The following is a 25,669-nucleotide window of genomic DNA, read 5'->3' on the forward strand; positions in this document are numbered from 1 at the left end:
ACGCGAGTTGACCGCGCATCGACGGTTCCACTCGCGGCCGGCTTTCCGCAGGTCAGACAACAACGTCTCTCCACAAATCAGAGGCGCGCACATTGATGTCAGTCAACACGGGATCCGACAAAATGGGAGAAACTTGGGCGTGTTGGTAGCTGGTTGGGGGGAGGAACCATATGCCTGGGAATGCGCCAAATCGAATATTCGGGACGAGCGGGAACGACAATCTGCTCGGCACGGGCGATAGAGATATCATGAACGGCTTCAGCGGGCGCGATGACATTCGGGCCGGGGGAGGCGACGATATCGTGATCGCCGGCCCGGGCCGCGACGGTTTTGTAGCTGGCGGCCCCGGAAACGACCTGCTGATAGGTGGCCCGGGCAACGACTTTATGGCCGGATCCGACGATGACGACCGACTGGTCGGCGGTTCAGGCGACGACGGGCTCTTCAACGATGCCGGAGACGACGCAGCGATCGGGGGCGGAGGCGATGACTGGTTGGCCACGAGCTATGGGAACGACCTACTGACCGGCGGTGGAGGCGCAGATACGTTCAGCTTCAATACCGTCCTCGACACACAATCCGAAACCGTAACTGACTTCGACGGATCCGAAGACATTCTGAACTTTCGAATGGTCTTTGACGACGTGCCCGACAACGGCGCCGTCGGCTTGGCAGACGATATCGATGCGGTATCGACGATCACGGACACCGGACCGGGTGGGGATGTAATTCTGGAGATGGATGCCGGGACCACGATTGTCTTCAAGAATGCAGGAACCGGCTCGGTCGACAGCGTTGCCGACTTGGTCGACGATCCACTGACACAGATTACCAGCGATGTGTTTGACTGGGCCTGAGTGAACGCTGACATTCATGGGACGCGGCGCACTGACGACCTCACGAACCATAACGTCTGAGCTCTCTCCATTGCGGCACTGACCGCTCAGACCGCCAGCGCGCGCACGTCGTTCGTCGCCGCGTCCAGCGCCGCCCGGTCCGAGGAGCGCAGCACGATGTTCACCGCGAACTGCCCGTCGCGCTGGAACGGGTAGCTGCCGATCGAGACCTCGGGGAAGCGTGCGTCGATCTCGGCCAGCGGCCCGGCGATGTCGCCTTCGCCCCGGTCGATGCGGACGTTCTCGGTCATCAGCGGCGCGCCTCCGGTCAGGCCGGGCAGCAGGCTTTCCACCATCGCCGTGAACACCGAGGGCACGCCGGCCATCACGTGCACGTTGCCGATGCTGAACCCCGGCGCCTTGCTGACCGGGTTCTCGATCAACGTGGCGCCATCGGGGATCCGGGCCATGCGCAACCGCGCCTCGTTCAGGTCGGCCTCGCCGTTCGGATAGTGGCTGACAAGGATCGCCCGGGCATCGTCCCGCACGCCGATGCCGACGCCGAAGGCCCGCGCCACGCAATCGGCGGTGATGTCGTCATGGGTCGGCCCGATCCCGCCGCTGGTGAAGACATGCGTGTACCGCGATCGCAGCGCGTCCAGCGCCTCGACGATCACCTCGGGCACGTCGGGAACGATCCGCACCTCGCGCAGGTCGATGCCCTTCTCGGAGAGCTTCCCCGCAAGGTGGTACATGTTCGCATCGCGGGTCCGGCCCGACAGGATCTCGTCGCCGATCACCAGCATCGCGGCGGTGGGATTGCTCATCTCGGGCCCTCGTTCTTGTCCTTCCCTGCGCGGCGCGGTAGCCGGAGGCATGCAATTCGCCCGCCCCCTTGTCCGCGCCACGCTCGTCCGCAGATATAAACGCTTTCTGGCCGACGTCACGCTGGAAGACGGCACGGAGGTCACCGCCCACTGCGCCAACCCCGGCGCGATGACCGGGCTGGCCGACCCCGGCACCGCTGTCTGGCTGGAACCCTCGGACAACCCCAAGCGAAAACTGCAATGGTCTTGGAAACTGGCCGAACTGCCCGGCGGGCATTTCGCCAATGTCGACACGAGCCTTGCCAACAGGCTGGTCGCCGAAGCGCTGGCCGAGGGCCGCATCCCGGCGCTGCAAGGCCACGACACCATCCGCCCCGAAGTCCGCTATGGCGAGGCCAGTCGCGTCGACTTCCTGCTCAGCGGGCCCGAGAGCGACACCTATGTCGAGGTCAAAAGCGTCACCCTGCGCCGCAGCGGAACGCTGGCCGAATTCCCCGACACCGTGACCGCCCGCGGCGCGCGGCACCTGGCGGAACTGGCCAAGGTCGCGCAGGCCGGGCACCGTGCGGTGCTGCTCTACGTCACGCAGCGCACCGATTGCACCGAGGTGGCGCTCGCCGCCGACATCGACCCGGCCTATGCCGCCGCCGCGAATGCCGCCCGCGCCGCCGGGGTCGAGGTGCTCGCCCACGCCGCGACGATCACACCCGCCGCCATGCACCTCGCGCATGGCTTGCCCGTCCGCCCCTTGGGTTGATAAACCACCCCCCACGGGCCACATTGCACTCAGCCCAGCCGCCGAAACCCAGAGGAGCCCATGTTGGAAGGCTTGAACATCGGCCGTCTGAACCGCGACGGCATCCGCATTCACGAACCCGCGCATTTCGCGGGCATGCACAAGGCCGGGAAGCTGGCGGCCGAGATCCTCGACGCAATCGCCCCGCACGTCGTACCGGGCATCGAGACGGGCGAACTCGACCGCATCATCCACCAACACGTCAAGGACGCCGGCGCGGTCTCGGCCACGGTGGGCTACAAGGGCTACCAGCACGCCAGCTGCATTTCGATCAACCACGTGGTCTGCCACGGGATCCCCTCGGACAAGAAGCTGCGCGACGGCGACATCCTGAACATCGACGTGACCGTGATCGTCGACGGCTGGTACGGTGACACCAGCCGCATGTACGTGGCGGGCAAACTCTCGCGCAAGGCCGAGCGGCTGATCGACATCACGCACGAAAGCCTGATGCGCGGCATCGCCGCCGTGAAGCCGGGCAACACGTTCGGCGACATCGGTCACGCGATCCAGACCTATGCCGAGGGCCAGCGCTGCTCGGTCGTGCGGGATTTCTGCGGCCACGGGCTGGGCCGGGTGTTCCACTCCGCCCCCAACGTGCTGCACTACGGCCGCGCGGGGTCGGGCCCCAAGCTGGAGGCGGGAATGTTCTTCACCATCGAGCCGATGATCAACCTCGGCCGCCCGGAAACCAAGGTGCTGGCCGACGACTGGACCGCCGTGACCAAGGACAAGTCCCTGTCCGCCCAGTTCGAGCATTCCATCGGCGTGACCGAGGACGGGTGCGAGATCTTCACCCTCTCGCCCGGCGGCAAGTTCCACCCTACCTGGGGCTGACCTTCCGGCGCAGCCCCCGCGCCACGCTGCGCACCGAGCGGATGTCCCAGGCGGGCAGCCCGTCGAAGCGCGGCGTGTCGTCCAGCGAATACCCGATCCGCGCCTCCTGCGCGGTGTCCAGCTGCTCGGCGATGAACGCCAGATCCGGCGCCGAGATCGGCGGCAGCTGTTTCGGGATGTACGGGCTGGTGGTGATCCCCTTGAAGGTCTCGACCGGCGTATAGGGCTTCAGGCGGATTCCGAACCCTTCGGCCAGCGCTTCCAGCGTCGCCTTGGCGTCGCGGTTCACGTCCTCGTAGCGTAGCCAGACCATGCGTGCGGGCATCTCGGCCATTTCCTCGAAATAGGCGATCTTGGCGCTGCGCAGCTTCAGCGGGTTGGCGAAATTGACCTTGGTCTTGGGCTCCATGTCGGCGGTCGAGGGTTCCTCGCCCCAGTCCTTCTTGAAGGCCCCTTGCCATTCGTGGCGGATGAAGTCGGAAAAGCTCAGCCCCCGCATCGCCTGGCTCAGGTCCAGCGGGCGGGCATGCAGGCTTTGCAGCCAGCGCAGCGGGTGGCGATAGACCAGTACCGTCAGCAACCCTTCGGTCTGCGCCACGCGCCTGTCGATGAACCCGTGCTTCCAGCCATAGGCCGGGTTGCGCTCGACGCCGTCGAGGTTCCGCAGCAGCAGTTGCGTCACGAAATTCGTGCCAGAGCTGCGCTCTCCCAGCACCTGAAAGCCGGTAATCGGATCGTCGAGATTGCGCGCGATGCGCGGGGCCTGCCACTTCATGGGGCGAGGCTATGTCATGGAACGCGGGGATTTTCACGCGTTTTTCGCGTCGCCCGCGATTAAGCGCGCGTTAACCGGCGCGCGCGCAAATGAACGCATGAGACAGCGCCGCCCCTCCGCTCACGAACTGGCCGAAGCGCCGCTGCTGGCGCTGACCGGCGGCCCCGACAGCGACGAGGCTTTGTCCCCCGGCGCGGGCAAGGTGCCGTCCTACCTTGCAGACCACCGCAAGCGCCTGCGCGGGCGGTTCATGCGCGCGGGCGCGACCGCGCTCGAGGATTACGAACTGCTCGAACTGGTGCTGTTCCGCGCCATCCCCCGCCGCGACGTGAAGCCTCTGGCCCGCGCCCTGCTGGACGCGTTCGGGGACTTCAACCACACGATCTCGGCCCCGCCGGCCCGGCTGGCCGAGGTGCCCGGCGTGGGCGAGGCGGTGATCTGCGAACTGAAGATCGTCGAGGCCGCCGCCCACCGCCTGGCCCAGGCCCGCGTGTTGGGGGCCGAGGTGCTCAGTTCCTGGGACGCGCTACTGACCTATTGCAAGACCTCGATGGCGCACCGGGACACGGAACAGTTCCGGGTGCTCTACCTCGACCGCAAGAACGTGCTGATCGCGGACGAGCCGCAGGGACGCGGCACCGTCGATCACGTGCCCGTCTACCCGCGCGAGGTGGTGAAACGGGCGCTGGAACTCGGCGCCTCGGCATTGATCCTTGTTCATAACCATCCTTCAGGCGACCCGGCCCCCAGCCAGGCCGACATCACCATGACGCACAAGGTCCAGGACGCGGCCGAGGCTTTGGGCCTGACCCTCCACGACCATGTGATCGTGGGCAAGGAACGGGACACCAGCTTCCGCAGTTCAGGCCTGCTTTGAGCGCCCGAAATGCTGTTTACGAAGTTTTAAGGAAATTTTCACGTTATATTTCATAGACTTAAGGGGGTTTTCACGATGAAATCCCGGATTTTCACATGGTTTGCACGTTGAAACCCGGCCCGCGGAAAGACAAACGGCGGCCCCTTAGGGACCGCCGTCGAACCGGATGCATCAGCCGCGCTCAGTAGGCGTCGGCGATCTCGATCTCGGTCAGGCCGAACTCGGCCCCGGCCACGCTGTCGCCATCGCAGGCCCGCGTATCGATCGCCATGTCGGCCTGATCGACGATATGCGCCTGCTCGGAGCGGAGAACCCGGACCACCGGCTGCTTCGTGCAGGCGTCCGAATAAGCGCTCAGCTCCAGCGAGAAGTCGATCTTGCCGCTGTCGGTCCTCAGCGTTTCGAAGATCGTATAGACCTCGGCCCGCGCGCCCGGTCCCTTGAACGGGCCCAGCAGTTGCAGATAGCCGCCGCCCGAACGCCGCGCGGTGCGATAGTCGCGGGGGTTGCCCTCCCAGATGTCGCTGCCGCTGCCGGCCTCGGCGCCGAACTCGCGGGCGTGCAGGTCGAAATCCAGCTCGTCCGACCAGATCACCGCAACGCGGGTCATGCGCGACATGCCCTCGACAGTCACCCGGTCGACGGCAGTGCCGCCATCGGGGAAGGTCACCCGGACGATGGCGTTGGTCTGCATCGCCGGCACGATGAACGTCGCGACACCATCCGCATCGGTATCGGCGGTGAACACCAGCCCGGCATGATCGACCGCGAAAGTCTTGCCCGGGCGGCAGGGTGACGACAGCGAGACGACCAACTCGGCACCGACCTGGACCTGCATCGACAGGTCGATCTCGCAGGAGACGCCCGTGACCAGGCCCGGCGTCAGCCAGGGCAGGTCAAGCTCGGGATCGTCGCCAGCCAGCGGCAGCGCCGCTACCTCGGTTTCTTCCGTTCCAGTCTCGGGCGCGGGCAGGCCGTTTGCGGCAGGCGCGGTGACGCCATCGCGCAGACGGGGACGCAGATCGGCGCCGTCCGGGCTCAGCGCAGCGACCTCGGTGCCGTCCTCGCCGATGACGGTCGCACCTTCCTTCTCGCCGCTCAGCATCAGCTGCAGCGGGGTCAGCGCCTGCTCGGTGCGGCGGCGGTAGGGCTCGGCATCGCCGGTTTCCAGCGCGGCGATCTCGACCGGCTTGCCGATCGGCTCGGGGCGCGAGTCGATGGTCACCGGCAGCGTGCCCAGCGCCTCTTCGATCTCGATCGTGTCCAGATCCAGGGACGCAACCTCGGTCACCTCCTCGGGGCGCGGCGCGGAAGCGGTTGCGATCACTTCCCGCGGGGCCGAGGTTTCTTCGGGGCCGAACAGCGCCTTTGCGGCCGAAACGGTCGCACCCAGAACGGTGTTGCTGCGCGCAAGGCTGGCGATCAGGCTCCGCTCCTCCGGCTCGGGAGCCTCGGCCTGCTCGGGCTGCGCGGTCTGCGCCTCGGGCTCGGCCGGTGTAGCAGCCGCAACCTCGGTTTCTACAGGCGCCGGTGCGGGCGCGGCGTTCTCCACCGCAGGCGCCTCTGCTAGCGCCGGACCGGCGGGGGCGGGCGCGCTGTTGTCGGTGGCTGGTGCGGCGAGGCCGGCGACTTCCATCGAAACAGCAGGAGCGTCGTCGGCAGGCGTTGCAGACTGGTCGCCAGCATTCGGCAAACCGGCAAGCGCTGTGTCTGCCTCAACAGTGGGAGCGGATCCGATATCGGTGGCGACGACCGGTCCGGCTTCGGCTTCCACGGCCTCGGCTTCTGCGGTCTCGACTTCTGCGGTATCGACTTCTGCGGTATCGACTTCTGGGGCCTCAGCGGTTTCAGCAGGGGTCGGTGCGGTGGCGAGGCCGGCGGACGGGCTGTCCACGGAAACGGAGGGCATCGAGGGGATGCTGGCCATGACCTGCGGGTTCGCCGCATCGGGACGCGACGGAGGCTCGAAGGCAGGCGCGGGCGAAAGACCGGTGCGCGGCGCTTCGGCCAGGCCCATCGGGGCCATGCTGCGGCGCGGGCTGCTGTCGGTTGCGCCGTTCGAGGCCAAGGCGATACCCGAGCTTTCCCCAACCGGAGAAGGCGCGGCCATCTCGGTACCGACCACCGAGACCGAGCCGGTGCGGGCAGAGGTGCGCGAGACGTTGACGTTCGATTCGTGGCTGGCGTCGGCTTCCTGCACCACGGCCTGCGCGGGCTCTCCGCCCATGCGCCGCACCTCGGCGGTGGCTTCGGACGGGGTGATGACCTCGGATTCGGACGGCAGCGTCAGGCGCATCGGCTGACGCATCGCCAGTTGATCCTGCGCAGGAGCGCCGCCCTGCTCGACCTGAGCGGCAGGATCGGGCGCGGTCGCGACGCTCTGCGACGTGCCCTGCTGAGAGATCACGCGCAGGGTGACGGACACCACCTCGCATGCGCCATCGAAGGGCACGCAGTAGGAAAGTGCAATTGAGCCATCGCAATTCGGCGGGCTGGAATACTGGATGGCCCCGTCGAGAACCGTTGCGGTGCCGCAGTTCGGCGGCTGCACGAGGGTCAGCTCGGCCGGATCGACGCGGTCAGGATTGCGGTCGTTCAGCAGCACATCCAGCGCCTGGGACCTCCCGGCGCGCAGAGTGAAATTGTCGGGTCTGGGTTCGTAGGTGCCGCCGCCGCCGAACAGGGACGATCCATCCTCGTCACGCTGGATCACAGCGCCGACGCCGACGATGAGGAACATCGCCGTCATGATCGTCATGAACCGCTCGTCGAGCTTCACACCACACTCCTCGTTCAGCCACCGGAAATGCTTCCGCCGACTATTTAGGAAAAAGGCGCACCGCGCACCCGTTTCCTGCGATTCGCAGCGATTTCGGCCACGCATTGCTGCTACGCGGACCCATCGCCCCAGCCCCACCGCTAGAGGGCGAGTCTGGCGACAATATGGTTACGGCCGCCTCAAAATGGACAACTCGTTAAAAAACGCGCGATACCGGGAACTTGCGCAAGGATACGCAAGCCGGCGACGCGGCGCAATGTCGCGCCGCATCACCGGTAAATCGAAAGTGTCCGAATTGTCACGACCGGCGTTGCCGGTCTGCGACGCGCCCTGCGTTCAGACCTGGCCGTGGCAGTGCTTGAACTTCTTGCCCGAGCCGCAGGGACACGGCTCGTTCCGCCCGGTCGAGGCCCATTCGGCGGGCAGCTCGTCGGTATCGCCCGCAGGCTGGGCCGCGTTGACCGCAGCCTGCACCCCGTCCCGCGCTTCCGGAGCGGTCGCCGCCGGTGCAGGACCGGCGAGGTTCACCCCGGCCTCGGCCGCACGGGCCTGCTGCTGCTGAAGCTGCTCGATCAGCGCGCGCTGCTCTTCCTCGGTCAGCAGTTTGATGTGCGCCATGCGGCGGGTCACGTCGACGCGCAGCTTGGTCAGCAGGTTCTCGAACAGCTGGAAGGCCTCGGACTTGTACTCGCTCAGCGGGTCGCGCTGCGCATAGCCGCGGAAGCCGACGACCGAGCGAAGGTGGTCCAGCGTCAGCAGGTGGTCGCGCCAGCCCTGGTCGATGGTCTGCAGCAGCACCTGCTTCTCGATCTTGCGGATCGGCTCGGCGCCGTATTTCTCTTCGCGCTCGGCCGCAGCCTTGTCCGCGGCCTCGATCAGGCGCTCGCGGATGATCTCGTCATCGACGCCCTCTTCCTCGCCCCAGGCCATGATCGGCAAGTCGAGGTTCAGCACGCGAATCGCCTCGGCATAGAGACCTTCAGTGTTCCACTGGTCGGCATAGGCCTTGGGCGGGATATGCTCTTCGACCAGATCGTCGATCACCTGGTCGCGCATGTCCTTGATGGTCTCCGAGAGATCCTCGTCCTCCATGATCTCACGGCGCTGCTCGAAGATCGTCTTGCGCTGATCGTTCATCACGTCGTCGAACTTCAGCAGGTTCTTGCGGATGTCGAAGTTGCGCGCTTCGACCTTCCGCTGAGCCTTTTCCAGCGCCTTGTTGATCCAGGGGTGGATGATCGCCTCGCCCTCTTCCATCCCGAGCCGCTGGAGCATGCCGTCCAGGCGTTCCGAGCCGAAGATACGCATCAGGTCGTCCTCGAGGCTGACGTAGAACAGCGTCAGGCCCGGGTCGCCCTGGCGGCCCGAACGACCGCGCAACTGGTTGTCGATGCGGCGGCTTTCGTGGCGTTCGGTCGCCAGCACGAACAGGCCGCCGGCCTCAAGTGCCTCGCGCTTGGCGTCGGCTATCTGGGCCTTCACCTCTTCGCGGATCTGGTGCGGGTCGGCGTCCGGATTCTCGTCGATCTGTTTCTGGATCTCGGCGTCCATGTTGCCGCCGAGCTGAATGTCGGTGCCGCGGCCGGCCATGTTGGTCGCAATCGTCACGGCGCCGGGCATACCGGCCTGGGCGATGATCTCGGCCTCCTGCTCGTGGAAGCGGGCGTTCAGCACCTGGTGCGGGATGCCCTTTTCCTTCAGCAGGTTTGAGATGTATTCCGATTTCTCGATCGAGATCGTTCCGACCAGCGTCGGCTGCTTCTTTTCGTGAGCCTGGGCGATACGGTCGACCACGGCGGCGTATTTCTCGCGCTGGGTCCGGTAGACGCGGTCGTCCAGGTCCTTGCGTTCGATCGGCTTGTTGGTCGGCACCTCGACCACGCCGAGGCCATAGATGGTCATGAACTCCTCGGCCTCGGTCTGCGCGGTGCCGGTCATGCCGCCGAGCTTCTCGTAGAGGCGGAAGTAGTTCTGGAAGGTCACGCTGGCGAGGGTCACGTTCTCGGGCTTGATCGAGACGCTTTCCTTGGCTTCCAGCGCCTGGTGGAGGCCGTCCGACAAGCGGCGGCCCTGCATCATGCGGCCGGTGAACTCGTCAATCAGCATCACCTCGTCGTTGCGGACGATGTAATCCTTGTCGCGGGTGAACAGCTGGTGCGCGCGCAAGCCCTGCTGCACGTGGTGCACGAGGCTGGCGCTTTCGGGATCGTAGAGCGAGGCGTCGCTGTCCAGCAGGCCGGCGGCGTGCAGGCGCTGCTCGACGAACTCGTTGCCCTCGTCGGTGAGCGTGGCCTGGCGGGCCTTCTCGTCGATCTCGAAATGCTCGGGCTGAAGCTCGGGGATAATCGCGTCGATGCGGGTGTAAAGCTCGGTGCGGTCCTCGGTCGGGCCCGAGATGATGAGCGGCGTCCGCGCCTCGTCGATCAGGATCGAGTCGACCTCGTCGATGATCGCGAAGTAGTGGTCGCGCTGGAAGATCTCGGACAGCTCGGACTTCATGTTGTCGCGGAGGTAGTCGAAGCCCAGCTCGTTGTTGGTCGCGTAGATCACGTCGCAGGCATAGGCGGCCTGTTTGGCCTCGTTCTCCATCTGCGGAACGACGACGCCGCAGGTGATGCCGAGCGCGTGGTAGACCTTGGACATCCATTCGGCGTCGCGGCGGGCGAGGTAGTCGTTCACGGTGACGACATGCACGCCGCGCCCGGTCAGCGCGTTCAGGTAGACCGGCAGCGTCGCCATCAGCGTCTTGCCTTCGCCGGTCTTCATTTCCGATATGTTGCCCTGGTGCAGGAAGATCCCGCCCATCAGCTGCACGTCGTAGGGCCGCAGGCCCAGAGTCCGTACGGCGGCCTCGCGGGCGTTGGCGAACGCCTCGGGCAACAGGTCGTTCAGCCGCTCACCCTTGGCGAGTCGGTCCTTGAACTCCTGGGTCTTGCCCAGAATCTGCTCGTCGGTGAGCTTCTGGAACTCCGGCTCCAGCGCATTGATGCGCTCGACGAGCGGGCGGACGGATTTGATCTTCCGGTCGTTCGGGGTCCCGAAGACCTTCTTCTGCAACGTGGCGAGGCCCAGCATCGGCTCTCCGTTCGTTCATGTCGGCGCGCGCCCGCACCGAGCAAGGATTTGCGCATGGCCGCGCTGTTCGATCAGCTGTCGGCGTCCGGCCTTGCCCGTCGGAAAGCGAGTGTCTAGGTAGGTCGGGACGGCGCGCGAGACGCTTGATCCAAGTCGAAAGCCATGTAAGCGGCGTGTGCAGGGCTGTCAACGCTGCCCACCCGGCAGGCTGGATCGACGGGGGCGGGCGCAGACGGGCGACAACACTTCCGCGCTTCCCGCGGACACCGAATTCCCGCGCATTCCGCGCGAGCAAAGGAGAGAGATCTTCATGACACACCGCATTCCGTTCACCGCGATCCTTGCGGGCGCCCTTGCCATCGGCGTCCCCGGCTTCGCGCAGGACCAGCAGACCGCCGACCAGACCGAAACGGAGACGGCCGAGGATGCTGGCGCGGAGGTCACAGCCGACACCGTCGTCGCACGCATCGGCGACACCGAGATCACCATGGGCCACGTCATCGCCGTGCGTCAGCAGCTGCCCGAGCAGTACCAGCAGCTGCCCGACGACGCGCTGTTCAACGGCATCGTCGACCAGCTGATCGACCAGTACCTGCTGGCCGAGGAACTGGCCGAGGTTCCCGCTGCCGTCGCGCTGCGGATGGAGAACGAGCAGCGCGCGATCAAGGCGCAGGAAGTCATCGGTCAACTCGTTTCCGAAGAAATCTCGGAAGAGGCACTGCAGACCTCCTATGACGAGACCTATGGCGAAGTGGCGCCAACCACCGAGTACAACGCCAGCCACATCCTGGTGGAAACCGAGGAAGAGGCGCAGACCATCGTCGAGGAACTCGAAGGCGGCGCCGATTTCGCCGAGCTGGCGACAGAGAAGTCGACCGGCCCGTCGGGTCCGCGCGGCGGCGAGCTGGGCTGGTTCGGCCAGGGCGCAATGGTTCCCGAGTTCGAGGAAGCCGTGATCTCGCTGGAGCCCGGCACCATCTCGGCCCCCGTGCAGACCCAGTTCGGCTGGCATGTCGTCAAGCTGAACGAAACCCGCGAGGTGCCCCCGCCATCGCTGGATGAAACCCGCGACGAGCTGTCCGAGATCATCCGCCAGAAGCGCGTGCAGGAGAAGATCGACGGTCTGCGCGAGAGCGCCGGCGCCGAGATCCTGACCGATGGCATCCCCGCCGCGGCGTTCCGCGACGACTCGATCCTGGCGGAGTGACCTGACATGGCCGGTCCGCTGCCCCGGTCGCCGCTCGCACCCGCGGGCGGCTTCCCTGCCCTTCCGCCTATCGCCGGCGTGCGCTTCGCCGCCGCAGAGGCCGGGGTGCGCTACAAGAACCGCAAGGATGTGATGCTGGCGGAAATCGCCGCCGGCAGCGCGGTGGCAGGCGTGTTCACGCGCTCGGCCACCCGCTCGGCCCCGGTGCTGTGGTGTGAGGAGAAGATCGCCGCTGCCCACGATCCGGCGCAGGGCTTCGGGATCCTGGTGAACTCGGGCAACTCCAACGCCTTCACCGGGAAGAACGGTCGCGACGCGGTCGAGCAAACCGCGCAGGGCGCCGCCGACGCGCTCGGCGTGCCGCTGAACCATGTCTTCGTCGCCTCGACCGGGGTGATCGGCGAGCCGCTTCCCGCCGACCGGATCACCGCCAAGCTGGCGGAACTGGCCGGAGCCCTCGACGAGGGCGCCGCCGAGGCCGCCGCGCAGGCGATCATGACCACCGACACCTTTCCCAAGGGCGCGGCCGCAACGGCCGAGGTCGGCGGCAAGACCGTGACCATCGCCGGTTTCGCCAAGGGCTCGGGGATGATCGAGCCGAACATGGGCACCATGCTGGCCTATGTCTTTACCGACGCCGCCGTGACGCAGCCCGTGCTGCAGCAAATGCTGCGCGAGCTGACCGACGTGACCTTCAACGCGATCACCGTGGATAGCGACACGTCCACGTCCGACACGCTGATGGTCGCGGCGACCGGCAAGGCTGGGAACCCTTTGATCCGGAGCTCGGATGGGCCGGACGCGCAGGCTTTCCGCGACGCGCTGCACGGGGTTCTGCTGGACCTTGCGCAGCAGATCGTGCGGGACGGCGAAGGCGCGACCAAGTTCGTATCGATCACGGTCGAGGGCGCGGCAAGCGACGCCTCGGCCCGGATCATCGGAAAGGCGATCGGGAATTCGCCACTGGTCAAGACCGCGCTGGCGGGCGAGGACCCGAACTGGGGCCGCATCGTCGCCGCCATCGGCAAGGCGGGCGAGCCCGCCGACCGCGACCGCATCGGGATCCGCTTCGGGGACATCCTGGTGGCCGAGAACGGCTGGGTTGCGGAAAGCTACGAGGAGGCCGACGGCGCGGCCTACATGAAGCAACCCGAGATCGCGATCACGGTGCAGATGGGCGTGGGCGACGGCCGAGCGACGATCTGGACCTGCGACCTGACACACCAGTACATCTCGATCAACGCGGACTACCGCTCGTGAAAATGGTTCTTGTTTCGGCCGTCGCGCTCATCGATCGCGACGGCCGGGTGCTGCTGACGCAGCGCCCCGAGGGCAAGTCGATGGCCGGTCTGTGGGAGTTTCCCGGCGGCAAGGTCGAGCCGGGCGAGACGCCCGAGGCCGCGCTGATCCGTGAACTGCACGAGGAGTTGGGCATCGACACCTGGCAAAGCTGCCTCGCGCCGCTGACCTTCGCCTCGCACGCTTACGATAGCTTCCACCTGCTGATGCCGGTCTTTGCCTGTCGAAAATGGCAGGGCGAGCCACAAGGCCGCGAGGGTCAGCAGCTGGCCTGGGTGCGCCCGCAGAAGCTGCGCGATTACCCGATGCCGCCCGCCGATCTGCCGCTGATACCGGTGCTGCGCGACTGGCTCTGAAGTCACGGTTCCTCAGATTGCTGCGATTTATCGACGGAGGGACTTGTTTTCCTGCGACAATTTCGCACACTTAAGAGCAGAGACCGCATAACGGTCCGAATGCCGGAGGAATATTTGGAATGCTGCAGACTATCGTGACCGCGAGTCACATATCTGTTCAGGGCGAACTGGTGAAGAAACTCGCAGATGGCCGCGTGATGGTGCGCGTCGGGGCGATGGAATTCATCGGAATGCCAATCCGCGCCCTGCGCCGACGCCGCCGGACCCTCAAGGCGGTCTGAGCCCGGATAGCGCCGCGTCCTGGGCCGGCGTCAGCCGACCCAGCCACCCAATTCGCGCTCGATCACGGCCATCATCATTGCGATGTGGGCCGCGTCGTCGTTCAGGCACGGGATATAGGTGAAGGTCTCGCCACCCGCGTGCTCGAAGCTTTCCTTGATCTCTTCGTTGATCTCTTCCAGCGTCTCGACGCAATCCGACGAGAACGCAGGCGCCATGATCGCCAGATGCTTCACGCCCTCTTCCTTCGCGAGCCGCGCAACCTCGTCGACGGTGTAGGGTTTCAGCCATTCCTCGGGGCCGAAACGCGACTGGAAGGTCGTCCGCAGCGCGCCCTTCTCCCATCCCAACCGCTCGCGCAGCAGGCGTGAGGTCTTCTGGCATTGGCAGTGATAGGGATCGCCTTCCATCAGGTAGCGTTCGGGCACCCCGTGGTAGGACGTGACCAGCAGGTCGGGCTTGCTGGGCAACGCCGCATAGGTGCGCTCGACCGACTGGGCCAGCGCCTCGATGTAGAGCGGATCCTCGTAGTAGGCGGGCACCGTGCGGACCGACGGCTGCCAGTTCATCTTCATCAGCGTGCGGAAGGCGTGGTCGCAGGCGGTCGCGGTCGTCGCGGCCGAGTATTGCGGGTAGAGCGGGAAGAACAGGATCCGCTCACAGCCCTGCTCTTTCATCCGGCGGATCACCGAATCGGTCGAGGGATTGCCGTAGCGCATGCAGAAGTCGACCAGCACGCCGTCGCCCCATTTCTCCTGCACCTGCGCGGCCACTGCCTGCGCCTGCCTGCGGGTCCAGGTCAGGAGCGGACCCTCGTCTTCCTCGGTGTTCCAGATGCTGCGATAGGCTTCGCCCGAGCTGAACGGGCGCTTGGTCAGGATGATGAGCTGCAGCAGCGGCTGCCATTTCCATGGCGCGTAGTCGATCACGCGGCGATCCGAGAGGAACTCGTTCAGATAGCGGCGCATCGACCAGTAATCTGTGCCGTCCGGGGTGCCGAGGTTCGACAGGATCACGCCAACGCGCGCCTTGGCGACCGGCGGGTGGTCGGGCTGCGCATGCGCCAGTCGGCCCTCGCCAGGCTGCACGAGCGGGTAGGTCTGCGCGCCATCCAACATGTCGTTCCCCTTTCGTCCGGTATCGCGCGGAAACTATACCTCAGACCTGAGGCTTCAACTGCCGTCTTTGTCGCGCCCGGTCGGATCGCCGGCGGGCAACTCGAACGTGCCCAGCGCGTCCGCCAGCCGGCTGCGGGCCGAGCCGGGGCGCAGCGGCTGTTGCTGGTTGGGCGCGGGTTTCCAGCCGGTCAGCAGGACGATCTCGGCAGTGGCGCGGATCCGGCCGGGCTTTTCCGGATCGGGGTAGCTTTGCGCGTAGAGCGCTGCGGCCTGCGCGAACAGCGCGCGGGAGGCGGGGCGGCGGTCGCGGGCCGCGAGCGCATTGGTCTCGCCCATGGCGCGCAGGTCGCGCATCAGTGCCAGCGCGTCGGAATAGCTGACCGGCAGCACCAGCGAATCCGCCACCGGCAGGGCAAAGCCTGCCCGTTGCAGCAGACCGCCAAGGTCGCGGATCTCGCCCATCGGCACGACGCGGGGGCTGAGCCCGCCGCGCAGCGCCACCTCGGCCTCGGCGAGGCTAGCGCGCAGTTCCTGCAGCGAACGCCCGCCGAACTGGGCCGAGATCATCAGCCCGTCGGGCTGCAGGGCATGGCGCATCTGCACCAGCTGGCCCACCGGATCGTCCGCCCAGTGAAGGGCAAGCGCATGGATCACCAGGTCATGCGCTTCGGGCTTCAGCGTCAAAACCTCGCTGTCCTCGGCCAGGGTCGCGGCCTCGATTACACCGTCCGCAACCAGAAGATCGCGCCATAGACCCGCCATCGGCCCGATGATCGCGGCCCGCGTAAAGCGCCTGTTAACCTCGGCCAGCCTTTCTGAGACTTCCTGCGCCGCCGCACGGTGCAGGAAATCCGCCGGGTCGCGTCCGGCGCGCTCGCGGTGCAGCGCGAGCGCGGCGCGGTCCGTCAGTCTGGGCGGCTGGGGCAAGGGTCACCTCGTCGCTTGGGGATGCGCGTGACTTAGGCGCCCAGGCGCCAGAAGGGAAGGTTTGGCATGGGACTGCTGCCCGGATCGCTTCTGAACCTCGTCTACCCGCCGGAATGCGCCCGCTGCAGGGAGCTGACCGACAGCAACTATGGCCTGTGCCCGGCCTGCTGGCGGGAAACCGCGTTTATCACGGGCGCCGCGTGCGGCTGCTGCGGGATGCCGGTGCCGACCGCCAACCCCGGCGATGATCTGCGCTGCGAGGGGTGTACCAGCCACCCACCCGCCTGGGACCGAGGCCGCGCGGCAGTGCTCTACCAGGGCGCGGCGCGCGAGGTGATCCTGAAGTTCAAGCACGCGGACCGGCTGGACCTGGCTCCGGTGCTGGCGCGCTGGCTGGCGCGGGCGGGCGCGCCGCTGCTGGCACAAGCAGACCTGATCGCGCCGGTGCCGCTGCACTGGACGCGGCTGCTGAAGCGGCGCTCGAACCAGGCGGCGGAACTGGCGCGGCGGCCGGAACTGGGCGCGCGGTCGCGGGTGGTGCCGGACCTGCTGCGGCGTCCACGTGCCACCCGGCAGCTGAAGGGCACCACGCGGGACGAGCGGCACGCGATCCTGCGCGCGGCGATCGAGGTCTCCCCACGACGCGCAGCGCTTATCTCCGGAAAGCATGTTCTACTCATCGACGACGTGATGACCACCGGGGCCACGCTGTCCGCCTGCGCCGAAGCCTGCCGGGACGCCGGGGCCACAGCCGTTGACGTGCTGGTCGTCGCGCGAGTTGCAAGAGAGGATTTCATGCTTAATTAATCGCGTCGATCCATGAGGAACGACAGGCAATGAAACCCGTAACTCTTTATACAACCCCGATCTGCGGATACTGTGCCGCCGCGAAGCACCTGCTGAAGGGCAAGGGCGTGAACTACACCGAGATCGACGTGATGCGTACGCCGGAGCGGCGAAGCGAGATGACCCAGCGTGCCAGCGGCCGCCGCACCGTCCCGCAGATCTTCATTGGCGAGACCCATGTCGGCGGCTTCGACGACATGGCTGCGCTGGACCGCGCCGGCAAGCTCGACGCGCTGCTGGCCGACTGAGCGGCATGCGGGCGGGGCTGATCCAGCTGACATCCTCGGATGTTCCGGCAGACAACCTCGCCGCCGCCTCTGCGCTGATCCGGGACGCCGCCGCCGATGGTGCGCGGCTGGTGCTGACGCCCGAGGTCACGAACTGCGTCTCCACCTCGCGTGCGCGGCAGGAAGAGGTCCTGTCGCTTCCCGAGGACGATCCGGTACTGGCTGGCCTGCGCGAGCTCACCGCCGATCTGGGCATCCATCTGCTGATCGGCTCGCTGGCCGTGAAGACCGGCGGGCCGCGTTTCGCCAACCGTTCGTACCTGATCGCGCCCGATGGCGGGATCGCCGCCTGGTACGACAAGATCCACATGTTCGACGTGGACCTCGGCAATGGCGAGGCTTACCGCGAATCCGACGGCTACCGCTCCGGCGAGCAGGCGGAAACGGCGGGACTGCCGGACGGCGTCACCCTTGGCCTATCGATCTGCTACGACCTGCGCTTTCCAGCGCTCTACCGGGTGCTGGCCCAGGCCGGCGCGAACGTGATCGCGATCCCCTCGGCCTTCACCCGCCCGACCGGCGCCGCGCATTGGGAGCCGCTGCTGCGTGCCCGCGCAATCGAGACCGGTGCTTGGGTGTTGGCACCCGCGCAAACGGGCGAACACCCCTCGCAAACCGGCAAGGCGCGCACCACCTGGGGGCATTCCATGGCCGTCGCGCCCTGGGGCGAGGTGGTGCTGGACATGGGAGAAGCTCCGGGTTTCGCTTGTGTCGATCTCGACCTTGGCGCAGTCGACAAGGCCCGCGCGCGGGTGCCCAGCCTGACCCATGACCGCCCGTTCACGGGGCCTAGCCATGACTGAGCCGGTCTCGACCGATCCGCTGGCCATCGGCCTTTTCTCCGAAATCGCGACTGTCGATCAGCTGATGCGCGCACGCCTGTCCAAGGCGCTGCCCAAGGGCATGGAGCTGTCGCATTTCACCCTGCTGAACTACCTCGCCGGCATCCACGCCGAACGGACGCCGGCGCAGCTGGCACGGGTCTTCCATGTCACGCGCGCGGCGATGACCAACACGCTCAGCCGGCTGGAGCGGGCCGGGTATATCCACATCCGCCCCGATTGGGACGACGCGCGGCAGAAGTTCGTGGCGATCAGCCCGGCGGGGCGCCGGGCGCGGGATCACGCGGTCAGCATGATCGTCCCGGTGTTCGACGACGCGATGAAGGATCTTGGGGCGGACAACGTCCGCGCAGCACTGCCGGTGCTGCGACGGCTGAGAACGCTGCTGTCGACCGAGGGCTAGTCTTCGACGCCGATGGACCGCCAGAAGGCAAGATCGCGGTCATCCTGCCAGCGGGACCGAAGCGCAACCCATAGACACAGCGTAAGAACGATCAGCGTTACCATGGGGTTATTCTACGGCGCATCGGTGCGTTCCGCCAGCGTCAGGCAGGCTTCACGCTGGCAGTGACGTAGTTGACGCTCAGATCACGATCCGAGATCGACCAGTCCCAGCTGAGCGGGTTGAACACGAAACCCTTGCGGTCCACCGGGTCCAGCCCGGCTTTGCGAAGCAGGTCGAACAGCTCGTCCGGAGTGATGAACTTCCGCCATTCATGGGTGCCCTTGGGCAGCCAACGCATGATCTGCTCGGCCCCGACGATGGCCATCATGTAGCTTTTCGGGTTCCGATTGATCGTCGAGCAGATCATCAGCCCGCCGGGCCGCAGCAGTGTGCGGCAGGCGGTGAGGTAGTCGAGCGGGCTGGCGACATGCTCGACCACTTCCATGTTCAGCACCACGTCGAATTGCTCGCCCGCGTCGGCCATCGCCTCGGCGGTGGTGTGGCGATAGTCGATCTCGAGCCCCGACTGGGCGGCGTGCACCTCGGCAACGGGGATGTTGCGGGCCGCGGCGTCGGCACCGATCACGGTTGCGCCAAGCCGGGCCATCGGTTCGCACAGCAGGCCGCCGCCGCAGCCGATGTCCAGCAGGCGCAGGCCCTCGAACGGACGCTCGCCGTCCGGGTCGCGGCCGAACTCGGCGCTGATCTGCTGGACGATGTAGTCCAGGCGGCACGGGTTGAGCATGTGCAGCGGCTTGAACTTGCCGTTCGGATCCCACCATTCAGCGGCCATCGCCTCGAACTTGGCGACCTCGGCGGGGTCGACGGTGCCCATCGTCGGGGCGGTCTGGGTCGTTGCACTCATGTTTCCAACCTGCGATGCTGTCGACGTATAGATTTAGCACGAAGGTCCATGCCGGAAACCCAATCCCCGAGCGGCGCGGCGCCAAGGCGCACCCTCTACCCGCCCCGAGAGCCGTTTCGGCAGCAGGTCATGGACATGCCGGGCGGCCACCGGGTCTATGTCGAGGAATGCGGCATCCGCAACGGACAGCCGGTGATCGTGCTGCATGGCGGTCCGGGCGGAGGCTGCTCGCCGGGGATGCGGCGATTCTTCGATCCTTCGCACTATCGCGCAGTGCTGTTCGACCAGCGCGGCTGCGGGCGATCGACGCCGCATGCGAGCGTCGAGAACAACACCACCTGGGACCTGGTCGAGGATATCGAGCGGATCCGAAAAGCGCTGGGCATCCACAAGTGGATCGTCTTCGGCGGCTCCTGGGGCGCAACGCTGGCCCTGGTCTATGCGCAGACCTATCCCCAGCAAGTCGAGGCGCTGGTGCTGCGTGGCATCTTCACCATGACGCGGGCCGAGCTCGACTGGTTCTACGGCGGCGGCGCGGGCGCATTCTGGCCTGAGCAGTGGCGCGCATTCTCGCACATGGTGCCGAAGGACGAGCGCGACGATCTGATCGGGGCCTACCACAAGCGACTGTTCAGCGAGGACATCGCCGAGCAGACACGTTTCGCCCGTGCATGGGCGGGCTGGGAAAGTGCGCTGGCGGTGCTGTCGCCGAACGGGCCGCGGGGCACGCCCTCGGGCGCCTATGCCCGCGCCTTCGCCCGTCTCGAGAACCACTATTTCATCAACGACGGCTTTCTGGACGCGGACGGCAAGATCCACCGCGACATGGGCCTGCTGAAGGACATTCCCGGTCATATTGTACAGGGGCGCTACGACATGGTCTGCCCGCCCTCCACCGCGCAGCGGGTGCATGAGGCCTGGTCCGGCTCGAGGCTGACGATGATCCCGGACGCCGGGCATGCGCTGTCCGAGCCCGGCATCTCCGAGGAACTGGTCGGCATCATGGACCGTCTGCGCGATCAGGACCGAACCGAGCGGCTGAAACGGCACATGGCCTGAACCGGCCGGCAAGGTTCTGTTAACCCTTCCTTAATCTTTCCTAATTTCTCGCGTATGGATCCCCTATACCCGCAGTTCGGCTTTGCGGGAGAAGGGATTTTCATGCGCGTTTTCATTGGCTTGATTGGTCTGGCACTGGCGGGACTGGCGGCCTTGACGCTGTCGGGCCGGGCATCCTCGGTCGCGGGTCTGTCGTCCGAGGTGCGGGTGATCGACGGTGACACGTTCGAGATGGGCGAGTATCGCTACCGGCTGCTGAACATGGATGCGCCAGAGATGGGGCAGACCTGCCGCAAGGCGAACGGCGCCGACTGGCGCTGCGGAGAGGCCGCCGCGAATGCGCTGCGCAAGCTGGTCTCGGGCGCACGCGTGGCCTGCGATGTGGACGGCACCGACGCCTACGGCCGGAGGTTGGCGCACTGCGCGGCAGGCGGGGTCGATCTTGGCGGCGCGCTGGTGGAACAGGGCCTCGCGGTCGCATTTCTGCGCTATGGCGACGAGTATCTCGACGCCGAGATCGCGGCGATGGAGGCCCAGCGCGGCATGTGGGCGGGCAGTTTCACCCGCCCCGCCGAGTTCCGTTCTGCCAAGTGGAGCGCCGGCGATCAGGCCGCGCCCAGCAAGGATTGCCCGATCAAGGGGAACATCAACGGCGAGGGCGAGCGGATCTATCACACGCCTTATTCACGGCACTACGGGCGCACCAAGGTCTCGACCGCCAAGGGCGAGCGCTGGTTCTGCACCGAGGCCGAAGCGGTCGCCGCGGGCTGGCGCGCACCTTACTTCTAGAGTTTCGCGGCCAGACGCGCGCCCTGATCGATGGCGCGCTTGGCATCGAGTTCAGCCGCGACGTCCGCGCCGCCGATGACATGCACGCTGCGGCCTTGCGCCTCGAGTGCGTCGGCCAACGAACGCTCGGGCTCCTGCCCGGCGCACAGGACGATGGTATCGACCTCGAGCAGTTCGGTCCCTTCGCCCCGGCCAAGACGGATGCCGCCGGGCTCGATGCCCTCGTAGCTGACGCCCGCCAGCATCTGCACCCCTTTGGCGCGCAGCGACGCGCGGTGGATCCAGCCGGTCGTCTTGCCGAGGCTCTTGCCCGGTTTCTGCGCCTTGCGTTGCAGCAGTGTGATCTGCCGCGCCGCCGGTTCCGGATGAGGTGCGGTCAGGCCGCCGCGGTCCTGCCACGGGCGGCTGACGCCCCATTCCTCGGCCCATTCGCCGGGGTTGAGCGTGGCGCTTTCGCCCTCCTCGGCAAGGTAGGTCGCGACGTCGAAGCCGATCCCTCCCGCACCGATGATGGCGACCCGCTTGCCGACCGGTGCGCCGCCCGCGAGCACGTCGATGTAGCGCAGAACGTTCGGCGCATCCTGCCCCGGAATCCCCGGATCGCGGGGCGCAACGCCGGTGGCGACAACCACTTCATCGAAGCCTGAGAGGGCCTCGGGCGTCGCCTCGGTGTTCAGGCGCAGGTCGATACCAAGGCGCGAGACTTCTTCGCCGAACCAGTCGACGAGGCCGTGAAATTCCTCTTTCCCCGGAATGCGGCGCGCCATGTTCAGCTGACCGCCGATGGCCGCGCCCCGCTCGAACAGGGTGACGGCGTGGCCGCGTTCGGCAGCGACCATCGCGGTCATCAGCCCGGCGGGACCGGCGCCCACCACGGCGACGGTTTTCGGTGTCTCGGCCTTAGTGTAGACCAGTTCGGTCTCGTTGCAGGCGCGGGGATTCACCAGGCAGGTCGAGACCTTCATCTGGAACGTGTGGTCGAGGCAGGCCTGGTTGCAGGCGATGCAAGGCGCGATCTGCTCCGCCTGCCCGGCCCAGGCCTTGGCGACGAAATCAGGGTCCGCCAGAAACGGGCGGGCCATCGAGACCAGGTCGGCGCAGCCCTCGGCCAGCACCTCTTCGGCGACCTGGGGCGTGTTGATCCGGTTCGAGGTGATCAGGGGGATCGACACCTCGCCCATCATCCGCTTGGTCACGTCCGCGAATGCGCGGCGCGGCACCGACGTCGCGATGGTCGGAACCCGCGCCTCGTGCCAGCCGATACCGGTGTTGATGACCGACGCGCCAGCGGCCTCGATCGCCTTGGCCAGCGTCACCACCTCGTCCCAGGTCGAGCCGTTGGGGATCAGATCGATCATCGACAGCCGGTAGATCAGGATGAAGTCCTCGCCCACCGCCTCGCGGCAGCGGCGCACGACCTCGACAGGTAGGCGCATGCGGTTCTCGTAGGCTCCGCCCCACGCGTCGGTGCGCTTGTTCGTATGGGTGACAAGGAACTGGTTGAGGAAATAGCCCTCGGACCCCATCACCTCGATCCCGTCGTACCCGGCTTCGCGGGCGCGGGCGGCGCTGGTGGCGAAATCGTCGATCTGCTTGAGGATGCCCGCCTCGTCCAGTTCCGCCGGGGCGAAGGGGCTGATCGGTGACTTGATCGCCGAGGGCGCGACGGCTTTTGGCGAATAGGCGTAACGACCCGCGTGCAAGATCTGCATGGCGATGCGCCCACCCTCGGCGTGGACGGCGTCGGTGACGATCCGATGGTTGGCCACGTCCTGCGCGTCGAACAGGCCCGGTGCGCCGTGCATCACGCCGCCCTCGGCGTTTGGGGCCATGCCGCCGGTCACGATCAACCCGACCCCACCAGCGGCGCGGGCGGCATAGAACGCGCCCATGCGGTTCCAGTCGCCGACTTCTTCCAGCCCGGTGTGCATCGAGCCCATGAGCACCCGGTTGGGCAGCGTCACATGGCCCAGGTCGATGGGCGCGAACAGGTTCGGGTACAGATCGTGCGTCACGCGGGCCTCCGTTTCGGCGTCGTTCCGGCGTCCGAGAGCGCAGTTAGCCTTGGCTGGCGGCCCGTGTCACCTGCGACGCGGCGGCAGGTGCCGCCACGGCATTGGCCGCACGGGTGCGGGCGACCAGCTCGGTCAGCACGGCGCGGGCCTGCGCGTCCGAGATGCTGCTGTCGGCGAACCCCGTGAGCGAGGCGCTGACCAGCCGGGGGCCGGCATCGAAGAACACGCGCCAGAATTCAGCCGAAGCGCCGGGGATCGGCTGCGGACCGGTGTCGCGCACCTTGATGTAAAGCGCATCCGACGTGCGGCTGCGGGCGCGGATGCTGATCGCGTTAGGCTGGCCGCTCTTGCCAAGCGTGGTGATGCCGGGCCCGGTGAGGAAGGTTTCCAGATCCGCCAGCGAGCCGGGCAGATCGCCGCTGGTGACGCTGACCGCCAGCACACCCGGCAGGCCGGGACCGGCGGTCGGCGCGGTCGCGCCCAGCACGTCGCAGCCGGTGATCAGCATGTAGCCGCCCGCGCGGCCCACATCCAGCGAGGCCGGATCCACGCAGAGACCTGCGGGCGCGACGATGGTCACCGTCTCGCCCAGCACGCGGACCTCGGCGCGGTCCGCGGCCGGCAGGCTTGTCGCGCAGGCGGCGAGCAGGCCCAGAAGGCCAGCGACGCCTGCGCGCGCCGCTTTAGAGATCGGCGTAGACATGGGCCTCTTTCGCGCCACCGGGATGGGTGACGGCGCCCTTGTAGGTCTCGCCCACCAGCTGTGCGTATTTCCACAGCGCGCCCGAGGTGTAGATGGTCTCGCGCGGGCCTTTCCAGTCGGCCTTGCGCTTCTCCAGTTCCTCGTCAGACAGGTCCACGCTGATCGAGCCCTGCTTGGCGTCGAGCGTGATCATGTCGCCATCCTTGAGCAGAGCGATCGGGCCGCAATGCGCGGCCTCGGGGCCGACGTGGCCGACACAGAAGCCGCGGGTCGCGCCCGAGAAGCGGCCGTCGGTGATGAGCGCGACCTTCTTGCCCATGCCCTGCCCCGAGAGCGCGGCGGTGGTGGCCAGCATCTCGCGCATGCCGGGGCCTCCCGAGGGGCCCTCGTTGCGGATCACGATGACTTCGCCTTCCTTGTACTCGCGCGCCTGCACGGCGGCGAAGGCGTCTTCCTCGCATTCGAAGACGCGGGCGGGGCCGGTGAAGACCATCTGGTCCTCGGTCATGCCGGCGACCTTCACGATGGCGCCGTCGGGTGCCAGGTTGCCCTTCAGGCCGACCACGCCGCCCCAGGAGGAGATCGGCGTCTCGACCGGATGGATCACGCGGCCGTCGGCCTCGCGCTCGACGCGGTCGATTTCCTCGCCGATGGTGCGGCCGGTGACGGTCATGCAATCTTCGTGGATCAGGCCCGCCTTGCGCAGTTCCTTCATCACGACCGGCACGCCGCCCGCCTCGTAGAGGTCCTTGGCAACGAACTGGCCGCCCGGCTTGAGGTCGACGAAATAGGGCGTGTCGCGGAAGATGTCGGTCACGTCCTGCAGGAAGAAGTCGATGCCCGCCTCATGCGCGATGGCCGGCAGGTGCAGGCCGGCGTTGGTCGAGCCGCCGGTGCAGGCGACGACGCGCGCGGCGTTTTCCAGCGACTTGCGGGTGACGATGTCACGGGCGCGGATGTTCTTCTCGATCAGGTGCATGACCGCGGCGCCCGACGCCTCGGAATACTGGTCGCGGCTTTCGTAAGGGGCCGGTGCGCCCGAGGAGTTGGGCAGCGCAAGGCCGATCGCCTCGGAGACGCAGGCCATCGTGTTGGCAGTGAACTGGCCGCCACAGGCCCCGGCCGAGGGACAGGCGACCGCTTCCAGCTTTTCCAGCTCGCAGGTCGACATGTTGCCGGCCTGGTGCTGGCCCACGGCCTCGAACACGTCCTGCACGGTGACGTCCTTGCCGTCGAGCCGGCCCGGCAGGATCGAGCCGCCGTAGATGAACACCGACGGCACGTTCAGGCGAACCATCGCCATCATCATGCCGGGCAGCGACTTGTCGCAACCGGCAAGGCCGACGAGCGCGTCATAGCCGTGGCCGCGCATCGTCAGTTCCACGGTATCGGCAATCGCCTCGCGGCTGGCCAGCGACGAGCGCATGCCCTCGTGGCCCATCGCGATACCGTCGGTCACCGTGATGGTGGTGAACTCGCGCGGGGTGCCGGCCATCGACTTGACGCCCAGCTTAACCGCCTGCGCCTGGCGGCTGAGGGCGATGTTGCAGGGCGCCGCCTCGTTCCAGCAGGTCGCCACGCCGACGAAGGGCTGGTGAATTTCCTGCTCGGACAGGCCCATCGCGTAATAGTAGGACCGGTGCGGCGCGCGGGCCGGACCCTCGGTCACATGGCGGCTGGGCAGTTTGGATTTGTCGTAACGGCTGGCGTCCATCGGGCGGCCTCCCTAAGGCGAACGTGGCTTGATGCGTTGCGCGTCAGGATTATGGGAGCGCGGGGGAAAGCACAAGGCGAAGCAAGGTGAGAGCCAAGGCGGCGACGGGTCCCCGT

24 protein-coding genes are annotated in these 25,669 nt (G+C 66.9%); 14 read left to right on the forward strand and 10 right to left on the reverse strand.

All coding sequences use genetic code 11. The annotated features are described in order from the left end of the window. Positions 1-248: 248 nt before the first annotated feature. Positions 249-857, forward strand: coding sequence for a calcium-binding protein (locus ACW9UR_RS10560; protein ID WP_458916921.1), 609 nt, complete (start codon positions 249-251; stop codon positions 855-857). Positions 858-943: 86 nt separating this feature from the next. Here the strand turns inward: ACW9UR_RS10560 and ACW9UR_RS10565 are convergent, their stop codons facing one another. Further along, positions 944-1,663: a competence/damage-inducible protein A gene (locus ACW9UR_RS10565; protein WP_458916922.1), complete on the reverse strand. Its 720-nt coding sequence runs from the start codon at positions 1,661-1,663 to the stop codon at positions 944-946. 49 nt (positions 1,664-1,712) lie between these two features. Between ACW9UR_RS10565 and sfsA the strand changes: the two genes are divergently transcribed. Together sfsA and map are read left to right on the forward strand one after the other, a co-directional pair. Next, positions 1,713-2,420: a DNA/RNA nuclease SfsA gene (gene sfsA / locus ACW9UR_RS10570; RefSeq protein WP_458916923.1), complete on the forward strand. Its 708-nt coding sequence runs from the start codon at positions 1,713-1,715 to the stop codon at positions 2,418-2,420. Positions 2,421-2,480: 60 nt separating this feature from the next. Further along, positions 2,481-3,296 (forward strand): type I methionyl aminopeptidase, encoded by an 816-nt coding sequence (gene map, locus ACW9UR_RS10575; RefSeq protein WP_458916924.1) that lies wholly within the window; start codon positions 2,481-2,483, stop codon positions 3,294-3,296. Here the strand turns inward: map and ACW9UR_RS10580 are convergent. Then, a complete protein-coding gene (locus tag ACW9UR_RS10580) occupies positions 3,283-4,071 on the reverse strand; it encodes a hypothetical protein (protein ID WP_458916925.1) in 789 nt (262 codons plus the stop codon). The two genes, map and ACW9UR_RS10580, sit on opposite strands and share 14 nt — an antisense overlap. 97 nt (positions 4,072-4,168) lie before the next feature. Between ACW9UR_RS10580 and radC the strand changes: the two genes are divergently transcribed. Further along, on the forward strand, positions 4,169-4,948 hold the full coding sequence (gene radC, locus ACW9UR_RS10585; protein WP_458916926.1) for a RadC family protein: 780 nt from the start codon (positions 4,169-4,171) through the stop codon (positions 4,946-4,948). Positions 4,949-5,129: 181 nt separating this feature from the next. On the opposite strand, the gene ACW9UR_RS10590 is transcribed toward radC, so the two are convergent. After that, a complete protein-coding gene (locus tag ACW9UR_RS10590; protein ID WP_458916927.1) occupies positions 5,130-7,727 on the reverse strand; it encodes a hypothetical protein in 2,598 nt (865 codons plus the stop codon). Positions 7,728-8,063: 336 nt separating this feature from the next. Then, complete coding sequence (gene secA, locus ACW9UR_RS10595) at positions 8,064-10,802, reverse strand: preprotein translocase subunit SecA (RefSeq protein WP_458916928.1); 2,739 nt, start codon at positions 10,800-10,802, stop codon at positions 8,064-8,066. Between the two features lie 310 nt (positions 10,803-11,112). On the opposite strand from secA, the gene ACW9UR_RS10600 reads away from it, so the two are divergent. The 4 genes from ACW9UR_RS10600 to ACW9UR_RS10615 all read left to right on the forward strand — a co-directional run bounded on the left by ACW9UR_RS10600 (position 11,113) and on the right by ACW9UR_RS10615 (position 13,945). Then, positions 11,113-12,009 (forward strand): peptidylprolyl isomerase, encoded by an 897-nt coding sequence (locus tag ACW9UR_RS10600; protein ID WP_458916929.1) that lies wholly within the window; start codon positions 11,113-11,115, stop codon positions 12,007-12,009. Between the two features lie 6 nt (positions 12,010-12,015). After that, entirely contained in the window at positions 12,016-13,269 is a 1,254-nt protein-coding gene (gene argJ, locus ACW9UR_RS10605) for a bifunctional glutamate N-acetyltransferase/amino-acid acetyltransferase ArgJ (protein ID WP_458916930.1), read from the forward strand. Next, positions 13,266-13,664 (forward strand): 8-oxo-dGTP diphosphatase MutT, encoded by a 399-nt coding sequence (gene mutT, locus ACW9UR_RS10610; protein ID WP_458916931.1) that lies wholly within the window; start codon positions 13,266-13,268, stop codon positions 13,662-13,664. Before argJ ends, mutT begins: the two co-directional genes overlap by 4 nt. A gap of 119 nt (positions 13,665-13,783) precedes the next feature. Continuing rightward, positions 13,784-13,945 (forward strand): hypothetical protein, encoded by a 162-nt coding sequence (locus ACW9UR_RS10615; protein ID WP_458916932.1) that lies wholly within the window; start codon positions 13,784-13,786, stop codon positions 13,943-13,945. A 30-nt stretch (positions 13,946-13,975) separates the two neighbouring features. Here the strand turns inward: ACW9UR_RS10615 and hemH are convergent, their stop codons facing one another. Both hemH and ACW9UR_RS10625 read right to left on the reverse strand, forming a co-directional pair. After that, positions 13,976-15,061, reverse strand: a complete 1,086-nt coding sequence (gene hemH, locus ACW9UR_RS10620) for a ferrochelatase (protein WP_458916933.1) — start codon at positions 15,059-15,061, stop codon at positions 13,976-13,978. 54 nt (positions 15,062-15,115) lie between these two features. Beyond that, positions 15,116-15,988 carry a methyltransferase domain-containing protein gene (locus ACW9UR_RS10625; protein ID WP_458916934.1) on the reverse strand — a complete coding sequence of 291 codons (873 nt, stop codon included), beginning with the start codon at positions 15,986-15,988 and terminating at the stop codon, positions 15,116-15,118. 66 nt (positions 15,989-16,054) lie between these two features. On the opposite strand from ACW9UR_RS10625, the gene ACW9UR_RS10630 reads away from it, so the two are divergent. From ACW9UR_RS10630 to ACW9UR_RS10645, 4 genes are read left to right on the forward strand one after another with little or no spacing between them, the layout of a single operon-like run. After that, positions 16,055-16,795 carry a ComF family protein gene (locus ACW9UR_RS10630; protein ID WP_458916935.1) on the forward strand — a complete coding sequence of 247 codons (741 nt, stop codon included), beginning with the start codon at positions 16,055-16,057 and terminating at the stop codon, positions 16,793-16,795. A gap of 29 nt (positions 16,796-16,824) precedes the next feature. Then, positions 16,825-17,082: a glutaredoxin 3 gene (gene grxC / locus ACW9UR_RS10635; RefSeq protein WP_458916936.1), complete on the forward strand. Its 258-nt coding sequence runs from the start codon at positions 16,825-16,827 to the stop codon at positions 17,080-17,082. A gap of 5 nt (positions 17,083-17,087) precedes the next feature. Then, positions 17,088-17,924: a carbon-nitrogen hydrolase family protein gene (locus tag ACW9UR_RS10640; protein ID WP_458916937.1), complete on the forward strand. Its 837-nt coding sequence runs from the start codon at positions 17,088-17,090 to the stop codon at positions 17,922-17,924. Continuing rightward, positions 17,917-18,366 (forward strand): MarR family winged helix-turn-helix transcriptional regulator, encoded by a 450-nt coding sequence (locus tag ACW9UR_RS10645; protein WP_458916938.1) that lies wholly within the window; start codon positions 17,917-17,919, stop codon positions 18,364-18,366. The genes ACW9UR_RS10640 and ACW9UR_RS10645 overlap by 8 nt, the downstream gene beginning before the upstream one ends. Before the next feature lie 142 nt (positions 18,367-18,508). On the opposite strand, the gene ubiG is transcribed toward ACW9UR_RS10645, so the two are convergent. Further along, a complete protein-coding gene (gene ubiG / locus ACW9UR_RS10650) occupies positions 18,509-19,273 on the reverse strand; it encodes a bifunctional 2-polyprenyl-6-hydroxyphenol methylase/3-demethylubiquinol 3-O-methyltransferase UbiG (RefSeq protein WP_458916939.1) in 765 nt (254 codons plus the stop codon). A gap of 48 nt (positions 19,274-19,321) precedes the next feature. Between ubiG and pip the strand changes: the two genes are divergently transcribed. Both pip and ACW9UR_RS10660 read left to right on the forward strand, forming a co-directional pair. Further along, positions 19,322-20,332 (forward strand): prolyl aminopeptidase, encoded by a 1,011-nt coding sequence (gene pip / locus ACW9UR_RS10655; protein ID WP_458916940.1) that lies wholly within the window; start codon positions 19,322-19,324, stop codon positions 20,330-20,332. Between the two features lie 102 nt (positions 20,333-20,434). Continuing rightward, on the forward strand, positions 20,435-21,121 hold the full coding sequence (locus ACW9UR_RS10660) for a thermonuclease family protein (RefSeq protein WP_458916941.1): 687 nt from the start codon (positions 20,435-20,437) through the stop codon (positions 21,119-21,121). Here the strand turns inward: ACW9UR_RS10660 and ACW9UR_RS10665 are convergent. Genes ACW9UR_RS10665 through ilvD form a run of 3 tightly spaced genes read right to left on the reverse strand, consistent with a single transcriptional unit; the run spans position 21,118 to position 25,553 of the window. Further along, the gene (locus tag ACW9UR_RS10665) at positions 21,118-23,136 is read right to left on the reverse strand and encodes an oxidoreductase (RefSeq protein ID WP_458916942.1); all 2,019 of its coding nucleotides are present in this window, start codon (positions 23,134-23,136) and stop codon (positions 21,118-21,120) included. The two genes, ACW9UR_RS10660 and ACW9UR_RS10665, sit on opposite strands and share 4 nt — an antisense overlap. A 43-nt stretch (positions 23,137-23,179) precedes the next feature. Further along, a complete protein-coding gene (locus ACW9UR_RS10670) occupies positions 23,180-23,839 on the reverse strand; it encodes a hypothetical protein (RefSeq protein WP_458916943.1) in 660 nt (219 codons plus the stop codon). Further along, on the reverse strand, positions 23,820-25,553 hold the full coding sequence (gene ilvD / locus ACW9UR_RS10675) for a dihydroxy-acid dehydratase (RefSeq protein ID WP_458916944.1): 1,734 nt from the start codon (positions 25,551-25,553) through the stop codon (positions 23,820-23,822). The genes ACW9UR_RS10670 and ilvD overlap by 20 nt, the downstream gene beginning before the upstream one ends. Positions 25,554-25,669: the final 116 nt, after the last annotated feature.

This window comes from Halovulum sp. GXIMD14794 (genome assembly GCF_054457455.1).